Source organism: Blautia sp. MSK18_10 (genome assembly GCF_020553185.1).
Taxonomy (GTDB): domain Bacteria; phylum Bacillota; class Clostridia; order Lachnospirales; family Lachnospiraceae; genus Blautia_A; species Blautia_A wexlerae.
On record NZ_JAJCGT010000012.1, the window covers coordinates 62,507 to 85,369 of the forward strand.

General features: G+C 39.3%; 21 protein-coding genes and 1 pseudogene. 5 read left to right on the forward strand and 17 right to left on the reverse strand.

Annotated features, from left to right (window positions below; genetic code table 11):
- Positions 1 to 155 precede the first annotated feature (155 nt).
- The 7 genes from LI074_RS07230 to LI074_RS17815 all read right to left on the reverse strand — a co-directional run bounded on the left by LI074_RS07230 (position 156) and on the right by LI074_RS17815 (position 5,810).
- Complete coding sequence (locus LI074_RS07230; protein ID WP_118409554.1) at positions 156 to 1,628, reverse strand: N-acetylmuramoyl-L-alanine amidase family protein; 1,473 nt, start codon at positions 1,626 to 1,628, stop codon at positions 156 to 158.
- Between the two features lie 351 nt (positions 1,629 to 1,979).
- Positions 1,980 to 2,966, reverse strand: coding sequence for a diaminopimelate dehydrogenase (locus tag LI074_RS07235; protein ID WP_008705602.1), 987 nt, complete (start codon positions 2,964 to 2,966; stop codon positions 1,980 to 1,982).
- Positions 2,967 to 3,158: 192 nt separating this feature from the next.
- Entirely contained in the window at positions 3,159 to 3,806 is a 648-nt protein-coding gene (locus tag LI074_RS07240; protein ID WP_118566105.1) for a DnaJ domain-containing protein, read from the reverse strand.
- Complete coding sequence (locus tag LI074_RS07245; protein WP_062807237.1) at positions 3,799 to 4,644, reverse strand: DUF5685 family protein; 846 nt, start codon at positions 4,642 to 4,644, stop codon at positions 3,799 to 3,801. Before LI074_RS07245 ends, LI074_RS07240 begins: the two co-directional genes overlap by 8 nt.
- Positions 4,645 to 4,697: 53 nt before the next feature.
- On the reverse strand, positions 4,698 to 5,108 hold the full coding sequence (locus LI074_RS07250) for a hypothetical protein (RefSeq protein ID WP_008705607.1): 411 nt from the start codon (positions 5,106 to 5,108) through the stop codon (positions 4,698 to 4,700).
- A 37-nt stretch (positions 5,109 to 5,145) separates the two neighbouring features.
- Positions 5,146 to 5,655: a flavin reductase family protein gene (locus LI074_RS07255; protein WP_025581120.1), complete on the reverse strand. Its 510-nt coding sequence runs from the start codon at positions 5,653 to 5,655 to the stop codon at positions 5,146 to 5,148.
- A complete protein-coding gene (locus LI074_RS17815; protein WP_319017456.1) occupies positions 5,652 to 5,810 on the reverse strand; it encodes a DUF6783 domain-containing protein in 159 nt (52 codons plus the stop codon). The genes LI074_RS07255 and LI074_RS17815 overlap by 4 nt, the downstream gene beginning before the upstream one ends.
- Here LI074_RS17815 and LI074_RS17820 point away from each other — a divergent pair.
- On the forward strand, positions 5,742 to 5,891 hold the full coding sequence (locus LI074_RS17820) for a DUF6783 domain-containing protein (protein WP_319017455.1): 150 nt from the start codon (positions 5,742 to 5,744) through the stop codon (positions 5,889 to 5,891). The genes LI074_RS17815 and LI074_RS17820 overlap by 69 nt on opposite strands.
- A gap of 12 nt (positions 5,892 to 5,903) precedes the next feature.
- Here LI074_RS17820 and LI074_RS07260 read toward each other — a convergent pair whose 3' ends face one another.
- The 6 genes from LI074_RS07260 to LI074_RS07285 form a co-directional block, all read right to left on the reverse strand.
- Positions 5,904 to 7,106 carry a class I SAM-dependent rRNA methyltransferase gene (locus LI074_RS07260; RefSeq protein ID WP_025581119.1) on the reverse strand — a complete coding sequence of 401 codons (1,203 nt, stop codon included), beginning with the start codon at positions 7,104 to 7,106 and terminating at the stop codon, positions 5,904 to 5,906.
- 456 nt (positions 7,107 to 7,562) lie between these two features.
- Positions 7,563 to 8,177 (reverse strand): GNAT family N-acetyltransferase, encoded by a 615-nt coding sequence (locus LI074_RS07265; protein WP_243099542.1) that lies wholly within the window; start codon positions 8,175 to 8,177, stop codon positions 7,563 to 7,565.
- A complete protein-coding gene (locus LI074_RS07270) occupies positions 8,167 to 9,762 on the reverse strand; it encodes a DUF1002 domain-containing protein (protein ID WP_243868804.1) in 1,596 nt (531 codons plus the stop codon). The genes LI074_RS07265 and LI074_RS07270 overlap by 11 nt, the downstream gene beginning before the upstream one ends.
- Before the next feature lie 112 nt (positions 9,763 to 9,874).
- Positions 9,875 to 10,429 carry a manganese efflux pump MntP gene (locus LI074_RS07275; RefSeq protein ID WP_008705613.1) on the reverse strand — a complete coding sequence of 185 codons (555 nt, stop codon included), beginning with the start codon at positions 10,427 to 10,429 and terminating at the stop codon, positions 9,875 to 9,877.
- Positions 10,430 to 11,359: 930 nt separating this feature from the next.
- Entirely contained in the window at positions 11,360 to 13,039 is a 1,680-nt protein-coding gene (locus LI074_RS07280; protein ID WP_265107659.1) for a recombinase family protein, read from the reverse strand.
- Positions 13,032 to 16,004 (reverse strand): TOTE conflict system archaeo-eukaryotic primase domain-containing protein, encoded by a 2,973-nt coding sequence (locus LI074_RS07285; RefSeq protein WP_118409556.1) that lies wholly within the window; start codon positions 16,002 to 16,004, stop codon positions 13,032 to 13,034. Before LI074_RS07285 ends, LI074_RS07280 begins: the two co-directional genes overlap by 8 nt.
- Before the next feature lie 168 nt (positions 16,005 to 16,172).
- Between LI074_RS07285 and LI074_RS07290 the strand changes: the two genes are divergently transcribed.
- Positions 16,173 to 16,364, forward strand: a complete 192-nt coding sequence (locus tag LI074_RS07290; protein WP_055059878.1) for a hypothetical protein — start codon at positions 16,173 to 16,175, stop codon at positions 16,362 to 16,364.
- Positions 16,365 to 16,427: 63 nt separating this feature from the next.
- Here the strand turns inward: LI074_RS07290 and LI074_RS07295 are convergent, their stop codons facing one another.
- From LI074_RS07295 to LI074_RS07310, 4 genes are all read right to left on the reverse strand, one after another.
- On the reverse strand, positions 16,428 to 17,369 hold the full coding sequence (locus LI074_RS07295) for an Abi family protein (protein WP_117495666.1): 942 nt from the start codon (positions 17,367 to 17,369) through the stop codon (positions 16,428 to 16,430).
- A 450-nt stretch (positions 17,370 to 17,819) separates the two neighbouring features.
- A complete protein-coding gene (locus LI074_RS07300; protein ID WP_055059980.1) occupies positions 17,820 to 18,566 on the reverse strand; it encodes an N-acetyltransferase in 747 nt (248 codons plus the stop codon).
- A 4-nt stretch (positions 18,567 to 18,570) separates the two neighbouring features.
- Entirely contained in the window at positions 18,571 to 19,203 is a 633-nt protein-coding gene (locus tag LI074_RS07305; protein WP_008705622.1) for a GyrI-like domain-containing protein, read from the reverse strand.
- A complete protein-coding gene (locus LI074_RS07310) occupies positions 19,200 to 20,117 on the reverse strand; it encodes a helix-turn-helix transcriptional regulator (protein ID WP_055059979.1) in 918 nt (305 codons plus the stop codon). Before LI074_RS07310 ends, LI074_RS07305 begins: the two co-directional genes overlap by 4 nt.
- Before the next feature lie 565 nt (positions 20,118 to 20,682).
- Between LI074_RS07310 and LI074_RS07315 the strand changes: the two genes are divergently transcribed.
- The 3 genes and pseudogenes from LI074_RS07315 to LI074_RS07325 all read left to right on the forward strand — a co-directional run bounded on the left by LI074_RS07315 (position 20,683) and on the right by LI074_RS07325 (position 22,722).
- Complete coding sequence (locus tag LI074_RS07315) at positions 20,683 to 21,468, forward strand: hypothetical protein (RefSeq protein ID WP_242859967.1); 786 nt, start codon at positions 20,683 to 20,685, stop codon at positions 21,466 to 21,468.
- Positions 21,469 to 21,603: 135 nt separating this feature from the next.
- Positions 21,604 to 22,400: pseudogene (locus tag LI074_RS07320) on the forward strand (Rpn family recombination-promoting nuclease/putative transposase).
- A 103-nt stretch (positions 22,401 to 22,503) separates the two neighbouring features.
- Entirely contained in the window at positions 22,504 to 22,722 is a 219-nt protein-coding gene (locus LI074_RS07325; protein WP_055059977.1) for a DUF6219 family protein, read from the forward strand.
- Positions 22,723 to 22,863 lie beyond the last annotated feature (141 nt).

A 22,863-nucleotide genomic window follows, 5' to 3' on the forward strand; every position in this document is an offset into this window, starting at 1 on the left:
TACGTTACTGTGAACGGAGTGGACAGTAACGTAGCAGGACTTCACGCTATAGTGGACTGGATTGTTTGCATTATTTATGGAATTACTACAGAACACAAAAAAAGAAGCAGCCTCCTCATTCGAAAGCTGCTTCAATTTTCTTAACTATTCACTTCTCAGCTAAACAGATCTGCAAGGATCTGGTCTGCGGTCATATTCATATATCCATCCGGATCAGAAAGCGTACTTCTGTTCCATCTCAGATAATTACCTCTTCTGATATAGTTACCAGATGAAGTATGATAATCATATTTGGTATATCCCGGATATCTTGACATATACTTCTGTGCCAGTGCAATCGCCTGACTGGAATAACCACCGGACGGAGTAGGTGTACCTGCAATCTGAACACCTGCATTCGGGGTAGAATGCACGATCACTGCACTCTTATCAGCACACTGTCCGAGAATGATCCATGTATGTCCACTGTCATATCCCACATCTCCGGGATATACTGTCCAGTCATCACTTGCCAGATTCGCCTGAGTGAGAATACTTCCCCAGCCCATGGACTTATAATAAGAACCAATCTCACCGGAAACTACTGTATATCCGCTTCCTACACCGGACTTACTCTGCATTACCTGATAAGCTGACCATCCTACGAAACCGGAACAGTCAAAACCTTTTGCTCTGTTGGCTGTGCTGAGATCTCTGTAGTTATTGTAATCATAACTGCTGCTCTGACTGTTATAGAAATCAGTCATTGTCTGACTTGTTCCTTTTCTGGTGGAATCATTCCATCCGCCACCCCATACGTACAGAGCCTGACCAACAGGCTGTAATGCACCTGCCAGATAATTCTTGATTGTTCTGGAACCGGTCGGACTTGTCGTATTGCTCAATATACCATTGGAATTAAAATGGTATTTCTGTCCATCAATTGTTACATCTCCGGTAGCCATCACACCGGTTTCCTTATCAAAATAATACTTATTTCCATCAATTGTCGTCCAGCCTACAGCCATCTTGCCGCTGCCTGTATTAAAGTAGTATTTCTTTCCATCGAGTGTCTGGAAACCTTTTGCCATAATTCCGTCTTCAGTTTCAAAATATCTGTATTCATTGCTGGAATTCTTTGTCCAGCCGGTAAGCATATAACATGCACTTGTAAAATACCTGGTATTTTTCTTACTGTCTGTAAGGAATGTCTTGCAGGCAGCCACTCCACTGTTACTGTAGAAATAATATCTCTTTCCCTTCAGTGTCAGCCATTTCGTCTGCATGAATCCGGTAGATGGATTAAAATATCTTTTCTGATCCTTTGAATCAGTGACCCAGCCTGTCATCATGATACCAGCCTGTTTACTGAAATATCTCTTTCGTCCTTTACTGTCAGTAACCCAGCCTTTTACCTGAACACCGGTCTTTGTGTTAAAGTAATATTTCTTCCCTTCAAGTTCCAGCCAACCCTTCTGTTTAGAGCCATCTTTATTTATGTAGTATGAATCTCCGTTAATAGTTACAAAACCTGTTTTCGTTGCAGCCTGTACATTTGCCGCAGTAAAATACATGGAAACTCCCACAGCAAAAAGCAGCAGAAACAGAAGTGCCCCCCAGATTTTAAACTTCCTGTTTACGTTTTGCATACATACCTTCCTTTTCTTTTTTCATTATCAGAGCGTGCCTGAAAAGTATGAATCGTGGGTATCTCTCTGCTATCTCACATACTTCTCAGATACGCTCTAAGGTTTAACAAAGTTTTTTACAATGTTATTACGTTTCTATGACTCTATTATATTACACTTTAAATATCCCGTCAACAGACAAGTAAAATTCTGTTAAACATTCACTAATTTTTCACAGTCTATTCCATAAAAAAAGAGACAAAGTCCACAAATACTTTGTCTCTTTTCACAAGATAACACTGTGAAATATAACCTGTATACCTGTTTTCTCTTTATTTTTTCAACAGACAGAATATTATCTTATATCCCTGATCACAACAGATGCTTTCTTAATTCAGCACCATCAGCAGCACATAAATAAGCAGGTGCCACATCAAATACGGTCTTCGCACCACTCTGTCCTTCTTTATTCATACGATATGCAGCTCTTGCATATGCAACAAGTACAGAAGATGTAAACTCCGGATTGGAATCCAGCTTCAGACTATATTCGATCACATGATTGTTCTCATCATTCCAGCCCGTTTTTCCGGATCGGATCACGAAACCGCCATGTGGGATTCCACTGTGATCTCGCTTCAGTTCTTCTTCAGAAATAAAATGTACAGTTGTGTCATAGTCAGAGAAATAGTTAGGCATAGTCTTGATATCATTCTCAATCTGTGCCAGATCCGCACCTTCCTCTGCAACTACAAAGCATTCTCTTGTATGTTTCTGTCTTGTTGTAAGATCCGGATTTTCTCCGTTTCTCACTGCTTCCAGTGCTGCTTCAACAGGAATTGTATACTGTTTTGCATCTTTTACACCTTTGATACGGCGTACTGCATCTGAGTGTCCCTGGCTTACCCCCTTGCCCCAGAATGTATAATCCTTTCCGTTTGTAAGGATTGCATTTGCATAGAGACGGTTCAGTGAGAACATTCCCGGATCCCAGCCCACTGAAATAATTCCGATATGACCGCTTTCTTTTGCAGCTGCATCTACTGAATCAAAATGCTCAGGAATTCTTGCATGTGTATCAAAGCTGTCAATTACATTAAACATCTTCGCATATTCCGGTGTCTGTTTCGGGAGATCTGTTGCACTTCCGCCACAGATGATAAGTACATCGATCTTATCTTTCATTTTTTCGGCATCATTGACAGAATATACCGCTGCTGTCTCTGTAAGGATTTTAACAGTTTCCGGAGCACGACGTGTAAATACAGCAACAAGCTCCAGATCCGGATTATGTTTGATTGCGCACTCTACACCGCGGCCAAGATTGCCGTAGCCTAAAATACCAATACGAATACTCATTATGATTTCCTCCTGTAACCTTAATTATATGTTCGCAACTGTTGCATATCATTACAGTTGCACATTATCACTTTACTATAGTAATATTTTCACTTTTAATTGTCAATCCAATTATTACCAAAATTCCATTGCCGCAGGCAATCTGGAATGAATTTTGACTACGTTACTGAGAACGGAGTGAACAATAACGTTTTAGCAGCAAAATATGCCGCTTCCCGGGCAACACAGACTGCATGCCATATTTGCCAGGCACAGCTTCATACAATAATCATCACCGCCTGTCGGCATACCTCCAAAAGGATTCTGCATCTCCTGATACCAGTTTCCTCCGCCTTCCATCTGCTGCAAAACCATCTGATACTGTACATTATCCGGTTCCAGACGGATAGCCTGCTTAATATCATTCAATGCATTTACGTTATTTCCAAGTCCCATGTTTGCCATGGAAGACAGATAATACCACTGTCCGTTCCTCTGTGAAAGTGACTGCAGAACATTCACAGCCTCACGATAATGACCGCTCTGGATATAATTGGCTGCCGCCTGCCTGCGCATAGACTCTTCATCCTGATAGCCAGAGTCTGCCTGTCCGGAAAATCCGCCAAAACCACCGTAATTATTGCTGCCATAATTCCCGTAATCGATTCCCTGCTCTCTTTCCTTCATAATCTGCTCATAAGCCTGCTGAACCTGCTTGAATTTCTCCTCAGCCTGTTCTTTATTCGGATTGTCAATATTGGCATCCGGATGATACTTTCTGCTCATCTTACGATATGCCTTCTTCACTTCCTCATCGGATGCATCTCTGGAAATCCCCAGTATACTGTACGGATCAATCATTATCTTTCTCTCCTGCTTCTTTTCTCTTCTTATGTATCACCTCAAACCGACACCATACCCCTGAGTAAAGAATATTTCTCAAAATATCAGTGTATTTTATAATAGGAAGTTTCTCAAACTCCCTGCAGGTCTGCGCCATCATCATGATCAGAATCCGGCGTACCTGCTCATCGAACCCTTCTATTATATATTGTTCTGAAAAAGGATTGTAATTTTTATTTTTTATATCCTCTTCCACATCATCGTATGCATCCAGAAGATAAATAAATTTGCCAAGAAAAAATCCCATTCTACGCAGAGTATCTTCCCATACATCCTGTTTCCATGCAAAAATCTCTTCCATAATTTTTCCGAAACAGCCCGCCATTTTGTCAATATCTTTTTCTCCGGATTTCTCCATCTCAGACAATTCACTGAGAAGCTTCTGTATTCTTCGGGATTTATCCGGATATTTCTGATCCAGTTTTTTCACTTTTCCCTGAAGAACTTTTGAATAACCAAGAGCAGTTACTTTTTTTTCATCCTCCCAGTCGTCCCGGCATTTATAATAAGTAAGAAGTACATTCATATCTGCCGCATATTCTGTCACTGTATTTCTTCTGACCGGCTGTTTACAGACCGGATGAATGATACATCTTGTGCTTCCCTTTTGTGTGTGCGGCTCATAAAGCGCACTGAGAAGAATCACCACAAATGTCATATCATAAGTCAGAGAAATCTGTCCTGATATTCCATATTTACTTTTGAGTTCTCTGCACAATCCACAGTAAAAAGATCTGTACAGATCAAAATCTTTAAACTTGATTTCAGGCTTATTCATTACTATATAACCAAACATAATTCCTCCAGCCCATAACTTATGATGATCTGCCAGAGCGTGTTTGCAGCAAATCAACGTCTTTTGATAAACTTCTCATGACATTTCGGACATTCAATCTCTACCTTCTGTCCTTTTCCTCTGGGAATACGAATTTTCTGTCCACAACCTGGGCAGGTATAGATATGATGTGTTTTTCTCTGCTCCATCATATTTTTCTCTCTGGTAAACCAGCTACGGATTTTCTGAGTATATCCCAGATATTTCTGGTTTTCCGCATATCGTGCAGAGATATTTCTGGAAAGGATTCTGAAATATGTATAAATGATAAGAATAAATCCAACTGTATCCAGAACGCCTCCGGCTGCGTTTTGTCTCATAAAAGAACCTACAACAATGACGAAAAGTGCCACACCGAGAGTGAATCTTGCAAAATTATCCACTCCATAACGCCCCTGCATGAATCTGTTTAATTTGTCTTTCATTAAACTACCTCTTTTTTACTGTTTGTAATGCATTTTTTTACTCTCTGACAAGAACTTTCAGGATCTCTGCAATATACATGGTATGGTAGTCTTTCTGCGGATACCACTTACCGTCGTTTTCCCCGGCATCAAAGCATTCCGGTTTAATCTCATCATGATACATTTTTTTGCAGACCATGATCATGTCAGCTTCTTCAATTCCGGCTGTTCCGTCTGTAAAGTAAGGAGTCAGTCCTGCTTCTTTAATCTTGTTATCCGCATTTTTTCCGGAAACCTTTCCGCAATAATTTAATGCCTTGCGATACTCTTCTCCCAGAACAGAAATTGTAAATGTATCTTCCCTGTCCACAAATTCCTTGGTGTATCTCTGAGGACGGATATACACTGTCACTGCGTTCTTTCCCCACATAACACCCATTGCACCCCAGCTTGCTGTCATAGTATTGCATTTTTCTTCATTTCCGGCTGTGATCAGCAGCCATTCCTTTCCAATCTTTGTAAATGGATTCATTGTCAGTTCTTCTGCTTTTACTTCTCTGAAACTCATAATATTATTTCCTCTCTTTCTTTATTGTGTACTCTTATGATGTTAGAGCGTGTCTGAAAAATGCTTTCCGCAAGATATATGTCACAATTTGTGGGAGATTTTGCCCGGATGAGGGCGTCGTAGCGGGCTACGTCAACCGAATTCGGGCAAAATATACCGCAAAGTGGGGCGTGCAGATTGTGGAAATGATTTTTCAGACACGCTCTAGGGGCAAAAGGTATTTTGCCCCTACCTGATATGCCAAATAATCATCTGTCATTGCATACCTGGAATATATAAAACTTCAGATAGTAAGACTCATCTGCCGCCCACAAGATCGGATGATCCGGTGCCTGTGTCCTGTATTCTACCTGGCGAAGTCTTTTATGTACATTCTTTGCTGCCTGTCCGATGGTTTTGGTAAATAATTCATAGTCCATAAAATGAGAACAGGAACAGGTTGCCAGAAATCCGCCGTCTTTTACCAGTTTCATGGCACGCAGATTAATCTCTCTGTATCCTTTTACTGCATTTTTAATGGAATTTCTGGACTTGGTAAATGCAGGAGGATCAAGAATTACAACATCAAATTTCTCACCTTTCTCTTCCAGCTCAGGGAGCAGTTCAAAAACATCCTCGCAAATAAATTTCACATTGTCGGATAAACCATTCAATGTCGCATTAGCGGTTGCCTGATCTACTGCCAGCTGAGAGGCGTCCACACCGGTTACGCTCGCAGCTCCTGCGATTCCCGCATTCAGTGCAAAAGAACCTGTATGTGTAAAGCAATCCAGAACTTTCGCATTCTTACAGAGTTTCTGAATTGCAAGCCTGTTATATTTCTGATCCAGGAAAAATCCTGTTTTCTGCCCGTCTTTTACGTCAACTTCATATTTTACACCATTTTCTTCAATCTGCACAAGTGTTGGAAACTCTGGTCCTATAAAACCCTTAACCATTTCCATTCCTTCCTGTTTGCGCACCTTCACATCGCTTCTTTCGTAAACACCGCGAATAGTGATCCCATCTTCTGCCAGGACTTTCCTGAGGAGTTCTACGATTGTTTCTTTAAAACGATCGATCCCCAGAGCCAGTGACTGAACTACCAGTACATCCGAAAATTTATCCACCACAATTCCCGGAAGGAAATCTGCCTCTGCAAAAATCAGACGACAGCATCCTGTATCTACCACTTTCTTACGATATTCCCATGCATCACGTACACGCTTCTCCAAAAGTTCTTCATTAATATCAACATTTTCATCTCTTGTCATAAGACGCACCGTAATCTTAGAATTAGTATTAATGAACCCTCTTCCCATAGGATATCCGTCAAAATCATGGACAAGTACAATATCACCGTTCTCGAAATTTCCCATGACTGTATCTATCTCATTATCAAAAATCCACATTCCGCCGGATTTCAGAAGTCTTCCCTCTCCCTTTTTCAGAGTTACTACTGCCATTCCCATTCGTATTTCTCCTTGTATTTTTATGTTTATCTTTTGTCAATTATATGACTCTGTTTTCTATAGCAGTCCTCATAAATAAGTTACTGTTCACTCCGTTCCCAGCAACACGCTTCGCGATGCAGGAAATATGAACCTCCTTGTGCAATGCCCAAGGAGTATCGTTTGCTTCGCAAACTTAATTTATGCTAATCGCATAAATTCGCGCAGTATGTCTCGGGTTTTCTGTGACCTTCGCTCACAAAAAACACCTCGCGGGATATTACCAGTGAACAGTAACATAAATAATGCATTTAAGACAGTTTCAGGTTTCACACTCTGATGGGCCGGATTAAGATTCATTATTTACGAGGATTGCTATAATCACATCATTTTATCACATTCATCTCATTTTTTCCATACATAACAAAAAGCAGCCGGCAAAATCACAAAAATTTCACCAACTGCTTTCCATTACTATTATTGTTTGCTGCTTTTCACAACCTGTGCAGGGGACTTCCCTGATTCGGTTAAATCCTTAAGAAGGATACATCTTGGCAGACCTCCGTAACAGAGTGCCGTTCTCTTAACTTCATATCCATGGATTTCCATATTATGTCTGCTGAACTGATTATCCGGATGTATGGTGCACATCAGATAATAATATTGGTCTGTATCCAGCAATCTCTCCGCTTCTTCCAGCATATGCCCCTGCAGCCCGTTTCCCCTGTATGCACAACACACAACTGCCGAATCCATGACTGCAACATGGGAAAGCTGTTCCTCATCAAAATCAAGATAAGTTCCCAGATTATCTTCCCTGTTTTCAGGATATTTAATAAGGAAGAAACCCGCAACAGAACCATCTGCTGTCTGTGCCACGATCACAAAACCCTGTTCTTCTATATGTGTCCTGACATATTCCTCATCATCAGATACAAACCAGTCCGGATGCTCTTTATCATTCTTCGCTTCATGCATAACAGCCATGATCTCATCCACATCTGCCATCTCTGCTTTTCGTATCCTGAACAATACCTTTGCAGAACCATCCTTATTCTCTGAAATCTGCATGATGCCTTGATTATTCTGCATTTTCCTCGCCGCCTGCAGTCTCTGTGGAATCTGCATCCGTTGTATCATAAGTCTCTGTGCTTTCTCCGTAGAGTTTCTCAAAGAATTTCATTGTTTCATTATATAAGGTCTGTCTGTCATCATCTGAAAGTTCTCCAAGCTCCGGACTTGCCTGTGCATCTGCACTTAATCCGAAGATTTCCTTCATGGACTTATCTACCATATTGAGCTCTGTGCTCATGTAAATCTCTGTTCCATCTGCCTGATAAGAAGCTGTGCCTTCTGTAAGAATTTTCAGATATTCCTTCTCCACATTCTTAGCAAGAGTTGCACCATTTTCAGCATCAAGAGTTACGGAAGCTGTTGCTGTTTCATCTTCCATAGCTGTTGTAAGAGCAGTGGTATCGCCTTCATATTCTCCCTTGCAGAAATTCTCAGCTTTATCAAACATGGTTTTCTGATCTTCTGTCAGTGCAGAAGTATCCAATTCATCTGATGTGGTATCATTTTCTGTATCATCTGTTCCTTCATCGGAGTCTGTATCACCTTCATCTGTATTTCCAAGCGTACTGTCATCCGTAGTTTCATCACCATCCGGCTCCTGCGGTTCCTCTGTTTCGCTGAGGTCTCCGTCACTCTGATCGTCCCCGTCGTCCTCAATCAGACCTGAATCCTCCTCCAGCGATGGATTCTCTGTGGAACTCTCTACGATATCTCCGCCTAAAGCACTGTTATCCACATTATTCAGGATATCATCACCATCTGCTGGATCACCTGCATTTACAGTGTCATCCTCTTCATCATCAATATCACCAAGCTCATCATTATCACCGGATGTATTCTGTTCTACCTGCTCCAGTGTTGCTTTTACATCATCATAATTGTACTCCTGCTGCGCAATCTGTTTCAGAAGCTCTACAATCTTATTAATCTGGTCAGAATCCAGATTTACATTATTCTGCTGAGCAACATTTACTACGATATTATAGATATCATCCACATTCTGGACATTATCTTTGATAACCTGTATCTTCGAGTTATTCATAACAGTAGTTGCATCATTCTTTCCAACCTCATCAGCCAGATTTCCTGTCACTACCATTTCCTCTGTAGCAAGTTCTTTCTTCGTGCTGTCAAGCTGCTCCCCTGTAGCTGTCTCGTACGCCATCTGAATACCTGTAAGCGCTCCGGTGCCGGATACCTCAAACGGGCAGGCGGCTACAACTTCACAGTTCTTGACACCTGATGTGGAAAGTGACGTTGCGATCATGTTACATGTTACCCAGTTAAGGTTGGCTGTTCTTACTTTGATACCGCCTGACTGAGTCGGCTTTACATATGCACAGCTCACTGTTCTGGTTCCGATCTGCTCTAACGGTACATAAGCACTCAGATGATCTCTCTCATCCTGATTAGTGATAGTGAGAATCTGTACCTGGTTACTGTCTACATTAAAATATTTCATCATTGTATTCTTCTGGTCCTGAGTAAGATCAGCTCCCAGCGTCACAACCTTCACTGAATCTGCCATTGTCGGTACAGCAGTTCCTGAAAGTACCAGACATGCACTGCATAAAAGTGCTGCTGCTGTTTTTACTTTTTTCATAATAGAAACCTCCCTGATATGTTATTTAAATTATTCAGGCGGATAATCATTTCATGCCTGTTCATTAATAGTAGTATTATAACACGTTTGAGTTGAGATTTGTAATTATTATTTATATCATTCCCAGTCCTTCCAGCAGGATTTTTGTACCTATGAGGATAAGGATAATACCTCCGCATAATTCCGCTTTGGATTTGTATTTCATTCCGAAAAGACTGCCTATCTTTACCCCTGCTGCTGAACAGACAAAGGTGATCACACCGATAAAGGATACTGCTGATACAATCTCTACTTTCAGAAAAGCAAATGTCACTCCCACTGCCAGTGCATCAATACTGGTAGCCACTGCAAGGATGAACATGGATTTTATATCCATATCCGCATTTACATGTTCTTCCTCTTTCGATTCTTTGATCATGCCGGCACCAATGAACACCAGAAGGACAAAAGCTACCCAGTGACTGTATCGGGTAACCTTATCTGCAAAGAATCGTCCGCCAAAATATCCCACAAGGGGCATTAATGCCTGAAATCCCCCGAACCATGCGCCTGCGATACACATATGCTTTGCATTGATTCTGCCCAGGGAAAGGCCCTTACAGACAGATACTGCAAATGCATCCATAGACAGGCCTATCGCCAGTATAAAAAGTTCAAAAATATTCATGTGTTTTTTGCTCCTTTTCCTGTATAAAATAATTTTTCAGTAACATAGAACCCTTCCCGGAAGACTTTTTTATGTTATCTGAACTGCTGTAATGTTCCTGCAGCATAAAAAAAGAGACACACAGACAGCTGTTTTAACTGTCCATGAGTCTCATCGTTTACTGTAATACCGGGTGCATATGGCACCATTATGTCGATAGTACTACACACTCTTCAAAACATATCTGAAAAATGTTCCGGAATATGCCGATTACTCCCTCGCGGAGAATGGCCTTATTTTATCATATTGATCTATATTTATCAAGTAGATTTTTTGTCAGTCTGGAGCTCATAAGCACCACCTCGTTACTGTTCACAGCAACACGCTTCACGATGCCAAAAATATGCACCTCCTTGTCAGCACACTAGATATAACCAGCTGATCATCGACCCTCGTTGCGAAATTTCCTGTATGAGTCATCAATTTACCGGCTACACTTTGACCTAGTCAACAAATATCAATCATGTATTGACTCAAATGATGATTCTTTAAATTCCAGTCATCAGTTTCCCTGACATACGTTGACTTATATGACAATTCTTCAAATTCCAGTCATATGCTTTCCCGATATTCGTTGACTTATATGGCGATTCTTCGAATTCCAGTCATCTGCTTTCCCGGCATTCGTTGACTTATATGGCAATTCTTCGAATTCTAGTCATCAGTTTACCCGGCATTTGTTGACTTATATGGCGATTCTTCGAATTCTAGTACATCGTTTCGTAAATAACTATACCAATCGCGTAGGATGCGGATTCGAGTGTGCTGGTATAAAAACGCAGGCGTAGCGGGCTACGCTGAGGCTTTTAGACCTGTGCAATCGGATTCGCAGACAAGTGAGTGGTATAGTTATTTCGAAAACGATGTACTAGTCACCTTCTCATCCAGTTTTTATTCTAGTTTAGACAATAAAGCGCAACTTTCAACGGTACTTTCGTTGTCCCAACAAAGTTCCTGTGTCTCTCTATCTCCAAAATACACCGGAAAACGGAACTTTATGTGCTTCAGGAATCTGCCATCTGGCTGCTCCTGCTCGTAAATGTCCACCTGTTCTACAAAGCTGTTAAGAAATTCTTTCTTCTCCAGGTCGGTGAACTTATCATATAGTTTATCAAAATATAAAAGAAATTGATAGACATTTTCTTCTGATATTTTCTGTTGCCGGATATTCAACAGGCGGTTCTTGACTTCTTCTATACTGTTCTCCACGCCTTCAATCTCATCATACAAACGGTATAACCTTGTCTCCATATCCTGATATTTCTTCTCATAAAATTTATCCATGATATCCAGGCTATCCATCTGCTGTCCAAGTCTTCCTTTTGCTCCGGTCAACTGCCTGTACTGTTTTTCCAGTCTTTCAATCTCTTTTTCTATTTCTTCTGTATCAATTCTTGAACCGATTTTATTCAGAATTGCTTCTTCAAATTTCGGATTCTTCACCAGCTTCCGAATAACTTCTTCCACTGCATTGTTAATCTTCTCTTCGCTCCATTGTTTACGATATCCACATTTATGACCATCTACCAGGCGACGATGTTTGCAGGCATAATAGAAATAATCCTTATATAAAGTTCCGTCTTTCTTTTTCTTTCGGTTCACGTTTCCATACATACCGCTTCCACATAACGGACATCTCAATATTCCGGATAAAATATGCTCATGATCGAGGCTATGTGTCTTTTCATATTTCACACCTGTTTTTTCCCGTTTTTGATGAGCCAGCTCCCAGTCTGTTTCTGAAATAATCCCTTCGTGGATACCATCGTGCAGCATATAATTTTCCTGCTTTTCAATGCGATATTCATTTCTTGTACCAGAGACTTTCTCGTTTTTCCTTCGTCCATAAGCCAGCTTTCCACAGTATACCGGATTATCCAGAACGCCTTTTATAAATGAAGCGGCAAATGCGTCCAAAGTGTTATTCTGTCGTTTTTTCTTTTTATATCCATGCTGGTTCAGCCATGTAGCAATCGCAGAAATTCCCATATTGGTATGAATAAATTTATCATAGATCAGACGAATAATCTCTGCTTCGTCCTCTGCGATCTGCAATTCTCCATTTACCAATTCATAGCCATATGGAGCAAATCCATCGTTCCATTTTCCTTCCCTGGCTTTCTGCTTACGTCCCTCCATTGTCTGAACAAGGATATTCTCTCGTTCAATCTCTGCCACCGCAGACAGAACAGAAATCATCAGCTTTCCGCTATCTTTTGAGCTGTCAATTCCATCTTCTACACAGATCAGATTCACTCCAAAATCCAGCATCCTCTGCAAAGAATTTAAAACATCTGCCGCATTATGCCCGAATCTGGAAAGCTTGAACACCAGTACAAACTGTACCTCATCTGTTCCATTCTCAATATTATCCAACATTCTCTGAAATTCCGGTCTGCCCTCTACGCTCTTTCCAGACTTACCTTCATCGGAATACTCATTTACGATTTCCATATTCTGAAATTCTGCATATCTCTTAAGTTTTTCTCTCTGGGCATCCAGACTGTAACCATCTACCTGCATGGTTGTGGATACCCTGGTATATATATCGCATTTAATCTTTTTATTCACTTTTCCTCCCTTCCTCAGAATATCCCAAAGCAATTTCCAACAATTCAGTTGCAACTTGTGAATTTCTGATACGCATTAAGTTATCCCAGACATCAGCTTTTCCAAGTAGATTCATCCCGCCATGCCATACTATTTCATCATCAATAACAGCAAAACATTCTTCTACTTCTGTTCTTGTTATCACATTTATTCCTACCAATTGCATTGCTCTGATTAATTCATGACATACATCTGACTTTCCGTAAGTAATATCTTCCGGATCTGTTGTAATAACTGTGACCTTTACCCCTACTTCCTGTCTCTTCTTTATTAGTAATAAAAATCTGTCAATTTTATCCTGTCTGATATCCGGACTGGAAATTACCACCATTTTTTCTGACTCTACAATATCTTGCTCGAATTTTTCGGTATAATTTACAGAATCAAATATTGCATTTATTATTTGTTTAGGTTGCAACTCTTGCGTCCAGATTGAAAATCCCATCTTCCTGTATGTTCTCAATCTTTTTGCATACATTTTATCAAAATAACGCACATGCGAATCGATATAATCATACACATAAACGGCTTCTTTTCCGACATAATCTCTGTTTAATCTACCTACATACTGTTCCAGGCGTCCTTCAAAAGATACAGGTGCTGCAAGCATTAATACATCCAGTCTTGGGAAATCAAACCCTTCTCCTATTTTCTGACCAGTTGCCACCAAAATAAGCGATTCATTTTCAGGTATCTGCTTTAATTTTACTCTTATTTCAGCATTTTCCTTATCCGAATTATCCCCATATAGAAGGAATACATGATCTGCTTTTTCCTTTAAGGCATCATGTAAAAATTTTGCATGTTCCTTAAATCTTGTTAAAATTACAGGAGTTTGTTTTCTTGCAACACAAGTTATAACATCATCTATGATCATTTCATTGCGCACCTTACTGGTACTTATCAAATTATATGCTTTATTAATATTATCCTTGCTTTCTGCAGTATCAACTACTCTTGTGTATCTTGGGACAAAATAATGTCCAATCCCCTGTTCCTTAGCCCTCTCCAAAGCAGTAAATCTATGTCTCAAAGGTCCCAGCAGCATATAGATAATCCGATCAAGACTGTCGCCACGTTTAGGCGTAGCAGAAACACCATACACGTATTTTGCATTTATTTTCTGCAATAATTCCATAGATGTATTAGAAGCTGCGTGATGACATTCATCCATAATTACCATTCCGTAAGAATTAATTCGTTCATTAAATTTTCCTCTGCTGTACATTGAACCAACCATTGCAACATCTATAATCCCTGTCAATGTATTTTTATTTCCGTGCAAAACGCCTATCACACTATTTCTTTTTTTCTTTCTTCCTGTTTTTGTTTCATATTCCGGTGGTTCTTCTCTTATCTCTAAAAAATGATTCAATTCATCAACCCACTGATTAAGCAAATCTTTACTTTGCAGCAAAATGAGCGTATTTACTTTTCGCTCTGCAATAAGGTAACTACATACTACAGTTTTTCCAAATGCAGTTGCCGCACTCAGAACTCCATCTGAATGTGATAATAATTTTTCTGCTGCTAATTCCTGTTGCATTCGCAAATCACCTTTAAAAGATACTCTGATAGGTTGTCCTGTTTCTCTTTGATCTGAAACATCAACTGAAATGCCTGCTTTTTCACATTCCTGTATAATATTTTCCCGCAGTCCTCTCGGAATCTGTATATATCCATCTATATCCTTACCTAAATATACAGCACTGAAATTATAATAATTAGAATATCCCAGCCTTTTATTTTTGTAAAATTCCGGATTATCAAATGCCGCCAAACTACGAATCTGATTTTGTATTCTTGGCATAAGATTCAGAGTATCAACATAAACTCCATTGCCCAATACCATGTGAAGCTTGCCCACAACATCTGACTTACAAAACTCACATTTCTTCTTCCATGGTTTCGGTCTGACATTCTTCTCAATATTAGTAAGCATTCCTCTGACTTCTGCTAATTCTCCCTGCCATTTTGCCATGCATTGTTCAACATCTTCTATTCCCAGCTTTCTTGTTTTATTGAAAAGAGCATCCCATTGATCAGGATAAGCATTCCAATTTTCATCTACAAAAGCACTATTTCCATTTTTAAGAGCCTGCCCCTGTAATGGCAATGCAATCAAATTACCTATGCTGCTTGCCACATCCTGCGAAGGATACATTCTATCATAATAATGAAACGATTTCAGATTGATAAAAGTCGAACCCTTGTCTAACAGGAGAAATCCAAAATTCCTTGCTGTTGCCGCAGGTATTGCCTTTTTAAAGAAAATCCATACATGGGCACCTTTTCCAGATCGAGATCTCTCAACTAAAGGTCTGATACCATTAAGCTCACACATTTTTCTAAGCGCATCCACTTCTTTATGCCACTCATTATCCGTATTTGCAAAGTCCGTAACCTCTGCTCCTTTTTCGTGATTATCAAAATCAAATACAATAAATCTGCATGTACCATTTGGCAGTAAAGGATATACACCTATTACATCTGATCCATCTTCTTTTGTGCCTAACAAATGATCAATTATTTTTTTAACATCCAAACTAATCCATTTGGTATTTTCACATTCATCACACAATACCTTCTCTTTACGTTGTTTAGGGCAAAGCCGGTCATTCCAACGATTCGCACATTGTGGAAAATAGCCCCCGTTCTTTCCTCTTCTGGCATATACATCTTCTCTTCCCCAAAACATCGAAAAGAAACGCATTGCCATTTTCTCTGTAATATACGGTGGATTTACAATACGATTCCCTTGATCTAGGTCATATTCTTCTGCACTTTCTATTTTTTCTTCAAAAGGATTCACCTCTTCATATGAAATGCCTGCTTTCTTCAATTTATCTTTTAATATCTTGTTCTCATATTCAAGCAACCTAACCATCTTTCTCAATGAATCTGCATCATATGCTTCTATGTTCAAACCTTCCACCTACAATTCTTATTATCTCGTAACATAACTTCCATTCAATGTCCCAACTTTATTTTAGTATTTGTTCCAACTATTTTCAATACTTATTTTTCTTATTGACGCACTTCTCTGTCAATCGTATAATTAATACACAAAAAAACGAAAAGAGGAGGTGTTCGTATGGCTACTTCAAGTATTACTCATAATTTTGTCATATCCAATCCAAATAGCGTAAAACATTTTATCGCAGCGATTGATGAAGCTGACCGTGACCGCACACCAAAGCAGACACTTCCCGGACGTCAGTTGACAAACCCACAAGAAATCTTAGCTTTAATGTCAAAGAGGAAAAAACAAACTCTTAAATATTAAAATTCTTCAATAAAAAATCCTCTAAGACAATAGGTATTTCACTATCTCTTAGAGGATATTTCTTTAATTTAAATGGTATCTGGTAATATTTTTCCAATTTTTCGGGAAACCCATTTTATTCAATAATTCAACTTCACTTATATGCTCTACTTCTCTGTTTACTCGGTCAATCTCTTTTATGAGCTTTCTTTTAAATTCCAGAAAATCTTTTCCAGGTAATAGATATCTAAAAGCAATCACCACAGCAAACAAATCTTGTTTTCCTTTTTCGTACTGATTACCGCTCTGTGGTAATGAAAGTTTTTTATGAAGCGGTGTATCCGCAATAGCATCTACTGTTCTGTATGTAAACAGTCGTTCCCCATGGGCACATACATTCCTATACTTAGTGAGAACAGATAGAAACTGTTCCATCTGATGCTGATTCAAAGGTTCAAAGTTTTTTGATACTTTTGATTTTAAGGACTGCGGAAACACTCGGAACATTTTTGATAAGTTTCCAAACGTAAGTACATTTGCCAAAACCCATAATGGAATTTCACCATATGTCTTGCGGTAATAGTTGATATATGTATAATCTGTGGTCGTTGTTGCTCGTTTCAAGGTCGCTATCAACTTTACGATTGTTGCATGATTTCTTTTTGTATTATTATAATTATTAGCGTCCAGGTACTGCTTCTGCTCTGCTCCATACATTTCAGTAAAATAGTACGACATCAAAGAACGCATCTGTCGCTCAATCTGCAGTAAATATTTAAAGAACAACTCTCTAAGCTCTGCATCAAACTTATACAGACTGACTATTTCTTCAAAACTTGTTCCTGCTTTATATTTTTTTGTGTTTGATATTCTAAAAAGATGTTTATATCCTCCCATAAGAGGAAAATATCCTATTTGGCGTAACATCTCTTCCGCATATTCTCTGTCTTTTATTTTTATTCCCTTTTCATCACTGATCCAGGAAACCTGGTCACTAAAAGAAGAGAATTTTTTCGGTGTCTGCATCTCATTTCTCCTTAAAACAAAAGAGGGAGAGACCCGCAGGCTCTCCCCCGCCTGTAGGCTTCTCAAGTTTCTACAGAACGATCACTGAGCTTAGTATACGTCATTTTAAATGTCCTGTCAATATGTCAAAACATTCTCAGCCATATCCGCTCAGAAGTATTCTATGCTATTTTTTCTTCTTTATTCTGTTTTTCTTCCTCCAACTCCCGGAGGACTTCTTCGCCGTACTTATCAATCATCCGTACCAGAAAATCAATACACGGGAGTTTGACAGTTAAATATAAGAAAAAATGCTCGCAGGCCTTATGGTACCTGCTATTTTTACGTCAGCTTTTCTGTTTTGTTTTATAGTATTTTTTTATTACCGGCTTCAGCTCGATAAAACCTGCCATAAATTAAGAGAGAAACATAAATTCAAATATACCTTTGTTGATGCCATGTTGTTTTCTCCTATCTTCCCACCAGCTTTAAGAATTTCTTATCATTCATCTGCTCATTCGTAACATACTCCCCATCACAAAATAGTGCATAAGTCGTGATTGGCGTTGGTACATTCTGAGCATCCTTCCTATTTTCAATCTTCACAGCTTTGAGTGGAATACCATTCTTCTGAGCGGTTTCTTCCAAGATTGGTACATACTTTGCATTAAAAGGACATTGGTTTGTATAATAAAGAACATAGCCGCTTTCATTTATATGATGGTGTTTTGCACATTCCTTGAACACCGGTGGCTCAGTTTTCTCTTCAAACGGCAGATACCATAGCTGGATTCCATTATCAGCCTCATCACAAGCTTTAAATCCTTTATATTTTAGAAACTTCGAATCGACCAGAAATGGCTTTTTCCTTGCTGCTGCAAGAATACATAGGCCTTTCTTCCCCTTTTCTTTGCTGTCCTCAATACACTCGGAAAGTAAGTCACTTGAATATCCATGGCCTTTGAAAGATCCGGACACCCACAAACAATTAATATACATATAACCAGGTGCTTCGATTGGATTCCATGCACACTCCGCAGGTATGTACTCAATAAAGCACTTGCCGCGTTCTACGCTCTTAAGAAACACAAGACCTTCATCAAATCTATCCGCAAGCCATGCCTTTTTTGATGATACCTGAATATCTTTATTGTTGGAAATGGCGCAGCAAATGTGCTCCTTTTCAAGATTTTCTTTCGTAACTCTAATATATTCCATACCTTTAAGCCCTCCTTATCGGATGCCTGACCACAGTCTTGCGTTTCTCCGGTGCCACCCTCCGTGCATCACTCAAATAAATTTCGTGGTGCATTCTCTGATCAGTAATATCCAGTGCATATCCTTGTTCTTCCATAAATCTGTGCATCTCATCTACTGTAGCAGGCTCATCGTCATACGATCCGATATGCATACACTGTACACACAGACCTTCATCATACGAAAAGAACTCAACTTTGGAGAAATCCTGTTTCTTTTTCTCTGTAGCTTTTCTGACTGCCCAGTCAAAATCTTCCCTGCTAACAAAATCAGGCAAGCGAATAACAGAAATCCACTTGAATTCTTCCTTGCGCGCATAATCGATTCCTGACACGCCTTCTTGCCACCAGAATCCCTCTAATGGCGGCACCACATAATCGAAATATCCGTCAATCTGATGGTCTTCCTTTTTACTCATTTTTATCGTAAATGCAATTCCATACAAAAGTCCAATAGACTGCTTATATTCTCCATCTGCATCATTTGGATTACCGCTTCCCCTCACCGCTATATAATTCATTTTCGGGACTCTGACAATAGACGGTGTTCCCTTCGGCATGTAAAACTCTTTGTATTCCTTTTTATAATCAAACGTCATTTTCCTAATCCTCCATAGCTTTTTAATGTTTCTTCCGCATTCCTGCGGATAATGTCCCGTGCTTCTTTCGGCTCAAGCACCTCAGCCTTTGCTCCAAATGTCATGAGCCATGTCACAAGGTTTTCCATATCTGTATAATCCGCCGAAAAAAGCAGCCTTCCATCATCCGTCCTGGTAAAGCAATGCGGTCCAAATTCTTCAACCAACCGCCACTTTACATCCGGGGCGAAAAGGACTTTTACCTTTATCCCGCCCGGAAATATCTTCTCATTTGACAAATTCGGCATTGGTACATTTCTGCACATAAAAAACTGCTCCGATTCTGTAACGCAATCCATACGGTTCAACTTAAACAATCTGTAATCTTCACGTTCTAAACACCACCCCCATACATACCAGCTTGACCACCTAAAAAACAGATAATACGGTTCTATCCTTCGGTTGCTGTCTCCAGATGGAGCATAATACTTAAACTGTATAGTATGCCTGTTTTCTATTGCATTTTGGATTACTTCGATTTTCGGAACAAGAGAGCCTTTATACCATGAAGACAAATCAATCAACATAGAGTCTCTTTCACTGATAAACTCTGATGATCCGGTCTGGATTTTCTCCATCAACTGACCGTAGTATCGGTTTCCACTCACACTGTCAAGACTTCTCAGCCCCGCAAGGATCATCTGCATATCTTTGGATGTCAGAATCGTCCTATCCATACGATATCCGTCCATAATACTAATACCACCACCGGTCCCCTGTGCCGTCCTTATTGGAATGCCTGCTTTGCAAAGGTCTTCAATATCCCGGTTTATTGTCCTGCGGGATACCTCAAATTTTTCTGCCAGTTCAGGAGCCGTTGTCTTTTCTTCCTGCAGTAAGATTGACAATATCCCAATAAGCCTATCTGTCTTCATAGTTTCCACACTCCATACATATCATATCTAACACAACACGACAACTATATGTCATGTTTATTATATCCACGAAAAATTTTTCTGTAAACAAAAAGCCTGCAAACATAAGGTTTTATTCCCAATGTCTGAAGACTCAATAGCATTAGTTAAATTTTCTCCCTCTCGGTTCTCAACCAATGAATGCATTCCAAGCCATCAGATAAACCTTTATCAATGTTTCTTATTTCATTGACGCTCTTTCCGCTGGTGCTTTGTCCGAAATTGAACGAATACTCACCATTACTGTAATTCCGTACAGGCTTATCCCTCGCCTGACCGAAACCAAGCAAACTTTTTATACCCATCTGCTATCTCTTTCTTTTTGTTCCTATCTGTGATAAAAACGATTCCATAGATATCGAAAAAAGTTCATAAAATTTTAGCAATTAAAGGCATTGGTTTTTTACTGTAAATTGCATATAATAAAAACACAGATAGAAATATCTGCGCAGCGGTTAGAGCGTCCAGTTAAAATGCTCGGTTAAAAGCGGTTAGATTGTCCAATTAAAACAATCGGTTAACAGCAATGGGTGGAGTAATCCACCCGCTACATCAGGTTGATCTGCTCACTCCTGCTGAAAGAAAAATCACAGAAAAAGAATATTGGGCACAACGCCGGGGACAGGAAAAACTCGATAAGTTAAATCAGAAAATGAAAGAAGATGGAATCACTCCAAAGGAAACTCGTTACCAGACAGAGAAACAATTTCTTCGTGACGCTATTGATGATGCCGCAAGTACCGCCCGATCACTAGAAGAATTTTCAAAAATCCTTGATGTAAAATATCACATCATCTTCACGATCAGTCGAAACCGATACAGCTATCTTCACCCTGGCAGAAAAAAATATATCACTGAAAGGAATCTTGGAACCAGATACACAGAAGATTTTCTCTTGAAAGCATTTGAGGAAAACACGAAATCCCATAGAGAACAGAAAGAAGAAATTCTGGAACAGCAGTCTCCGAATACTTCCACAGATTTACCAACTGTTCCTTTCTCTGATACTTCTGCTATCTCTACACCATTCATTTTCATAAAATCAGATCTCCGGCTTGTCATAGATCTGCAAACCTGTATTAAAGCACAGCAAAGTGGAGCCTATGCTCAAAAAGTAAAGCTCACCAATTTGAAGCAGATGGCTCAGACTGTTGCCTACATACAGGAACATGGCTATGATTCTCTTGATGATTTCCATGTAGAACTCAATCAGGCATCAGACCAGACCAGTGCTCCCAGAAAATCTTTAAAAGATACTGAACAGCAACTTAAAGATGTGAATGAACAGATTGAAAAAGTAAAAGATTTATAGACTGTTATTTTTTATCGGCATTTGTCATTTCAAAATTCAGGTATTGAGGATTACTATTTGCCATGTTAAAATAATGATACAGGAATCCATGTTTACTATGTCCCATTCTAAAGGAAAGCAGGTGGTGTTTTTACAATGGATAATACAGAAGAAACATTAGATTTTGAGCAAAAACATAAAGAAGATCTACAACGCCTCAGGGGTTCCGTCTTTTAGATGATGATTTTATGAGTAAAGTTTTTGAAGATAAGGCATGTGCGGAATTTCTACTTCAAATTATTTTGCAAAGACATGACCTTAAAGTACAATCTGTGCAGGGACAATACGATATAAAAAATTTACAGGGACGTTCTATTCGCTTGGATATATTAGCTGTTGATTCCAATAACCGCATTTATAATATAGAAATTCAAAGAAGTGATCGTGGTGCTGATGCAAAACGTGCAAGATACAATAGCAGTCTTATAGATGCCAATATAACTGAAGCTGGCGATAAATATGATGCTCTCACTGAAACCTATGTGATTTTTATTACCGAAAATGATGTATTAAAAGCCGGGCTTCCAATTTATCATGTTGACCGCATCATCCAGGAAACCGGTGAACCATTCGGTGATGAAGCTCATATTATTTATATAAATTCCCAAATCAAAGATGAAACAGAACTCGGAAAACTAATGCACGATTTTTCCTGTACCAATCCGAAAGACATGTATTATAAAATCCTTGCTGACAGAGTACGTTATTTTAAAGAAGATGAGGAAGGAGTTTTGACTATGTGCAGAGAGATGGAAAATATGCGAAAAGCTGAACGCATTGAAATTGCTAAACGTATGCTGGCCTCCGGTAAACTCACTTACGAAGATATTGCCGCTTTTACAGACCTGACCTTAGAAGAAATCGAAGCGCTGGCTGTACAAAAAACCGCATAACAAAAAGAGGAACCATCTCGCTATATACAGATGTGTTCCTCATTTCTTTATAAATAAAAGAAAAAAACTGAATCATAATAAAAAAACGCAGGAGAAATCTAAGATGAAAGCACATAAATATTGGTCACTTGGTGCATCGGCAGCAATGTTTGGAATCTTTTATACTGGCTATAAAAATATGAAATCCGCTCATAAGTATTTTGCTTGTAGCTCTCTGTTCTGCATGATCATAGCTATCTATTCTGGGCATGAAATGATTTCTGGTAAGTCTAAAAAAAGAAAGACTCTGTTTCCGATGGAGAATAGCAAGCCGAACCTGTGAAAAGGAGACTTCGACGGTCTTACAAATGCTATGAAAAGAAGTATTCTATGCTGTTTTTTCTTCTTTATTCTATTTTTCTTCCTCCAACTCCCGGAGGACTTCTTCGCCGTACTTATCAATCATCCGTACCAGAAAATCAAT

Excerpts from the sequence above, each read along its gene's own strand:
- LI074_RS07230 (WP_118409554.1), bottom strand. The coding sequence starts at position 1,628 with ATGCAAAACGTAAACAGGAAGTTTAAAATCTGGGGGGCACTTCTGTTT.
- LI074_RS07235 (WP_008705602.1), bottom strand. The coding sequence starts at position 2,966 with ATGAGTATTCGTATTGGTATTTTAGGCTACGGCAATCTTGGCCGCGGT.
- LI074_RS07240 (WP_118566105.1), bottom strand. The coding sequence starts at position 3,806 with ATGATTGATCCGTACAGTATACTGGGGATTTCCAGAGATGCATCCGAT.
- LI074_RS07245 (WP_062807237.1), bottom strand. The coding sequence starts at position 4,644 with ATGTTTGGTTATATAGTAATGAATAAGCCTGAAATCAAGTTTAAAGAT.
- LI074_RS07250 (WP_008705607.1), bottom strand. The coding sequence starts at position 5,108 with ATGAAAGACAAATTAAACAGATTCATGCAGGGGCGTTATGGAGTGGAT.
- LI074_RS07255 (WP_025581120.1), bottom strand. The coding sequence starts at position 5,655 with ATGAGTTTCAGAGAAGTAAAAGCAGAAGAACTGACAATGAATCCATTT.
- LI074_RS07260 (WP_025581119.1), bottom strand. The coding sequence starts at position 7,106 with ATGGGAATGGCAGTAGTAACTCTGAAAAAGGGAGAGGGAAGACTTCTG.
- LI074_RS07265 (WP_243099542.1), bottom strand. The coding sequence starts at position 8,177 with ATGCAGAATAATCAAGGCATCATGCAGATTTCAGAGAATAAGGATGGT.
- LI074_RS07270 (WP_243868804.1), bottom strand. The coding sequence starts at position 9,762 with ATGAAAAAAGTAAAAACAGCAGCAGCACTTTTATGCAGTGCATGTCTG.
- LI074_RS07275 (WP_008705613.1), bottom strand. The coding sequence starts at position 10,429 with ATGAATATTTTTGAACTTTTTATACTGGCGATAGGCCTGTCTATGGAT.
- LI074_RS07290 (WP_055059878.1), top strand. The coding sequence starts at position 16,173 with ATGGCTACTTCAAGTATTACTCATAATTTTGTCATATCCAATCCAAAT.
- LI074_RS07295 (WP_117495666.1), bottom strand. The coding sequence starts at position 17,369 with ATGCAGACACCGAAAAAATTCTCTTCTTTTAGTGACCAGGTTTCCTGG.
- LI074_RS07300 (WP_055059980.1), bottom strand. The coding sequence starts at position 18,566 with ATGGAATATATTAGAGTTACGAAAGAAAATCTTGAAAAGGAGCACATT.
- LI074_RS07305 (WP_008705622.1), bottom strand. The coding sequence starts at position 19,203 with ATGACGTTTGATTATAAAAAGGAATACAAAGAGTTTTACATGCCGAAG.
- LI074_RS07310 (WP_055059979.1), bottom strand. The coding sequence starts at position 20,117 with ATGAAGACAGATAGGCTTATTGGGATATTGTCAATCTTACTGCAGGAA.
- LI074_RS07315 (WP_242859967.1), top strand. The coding sequence starts at position 20,683 with ATGGGTGGAGTAATCCACCCGCTACATCAGGTTGATCTGCTCACTCCT.
- LI074_RS07325 (WP_055059977.1), top strand. The coding sequence starts at position 22,504 with ATGAAAGCACATAAATATTGGTCACTTGGTGCATCGGCAGCAATGTTT.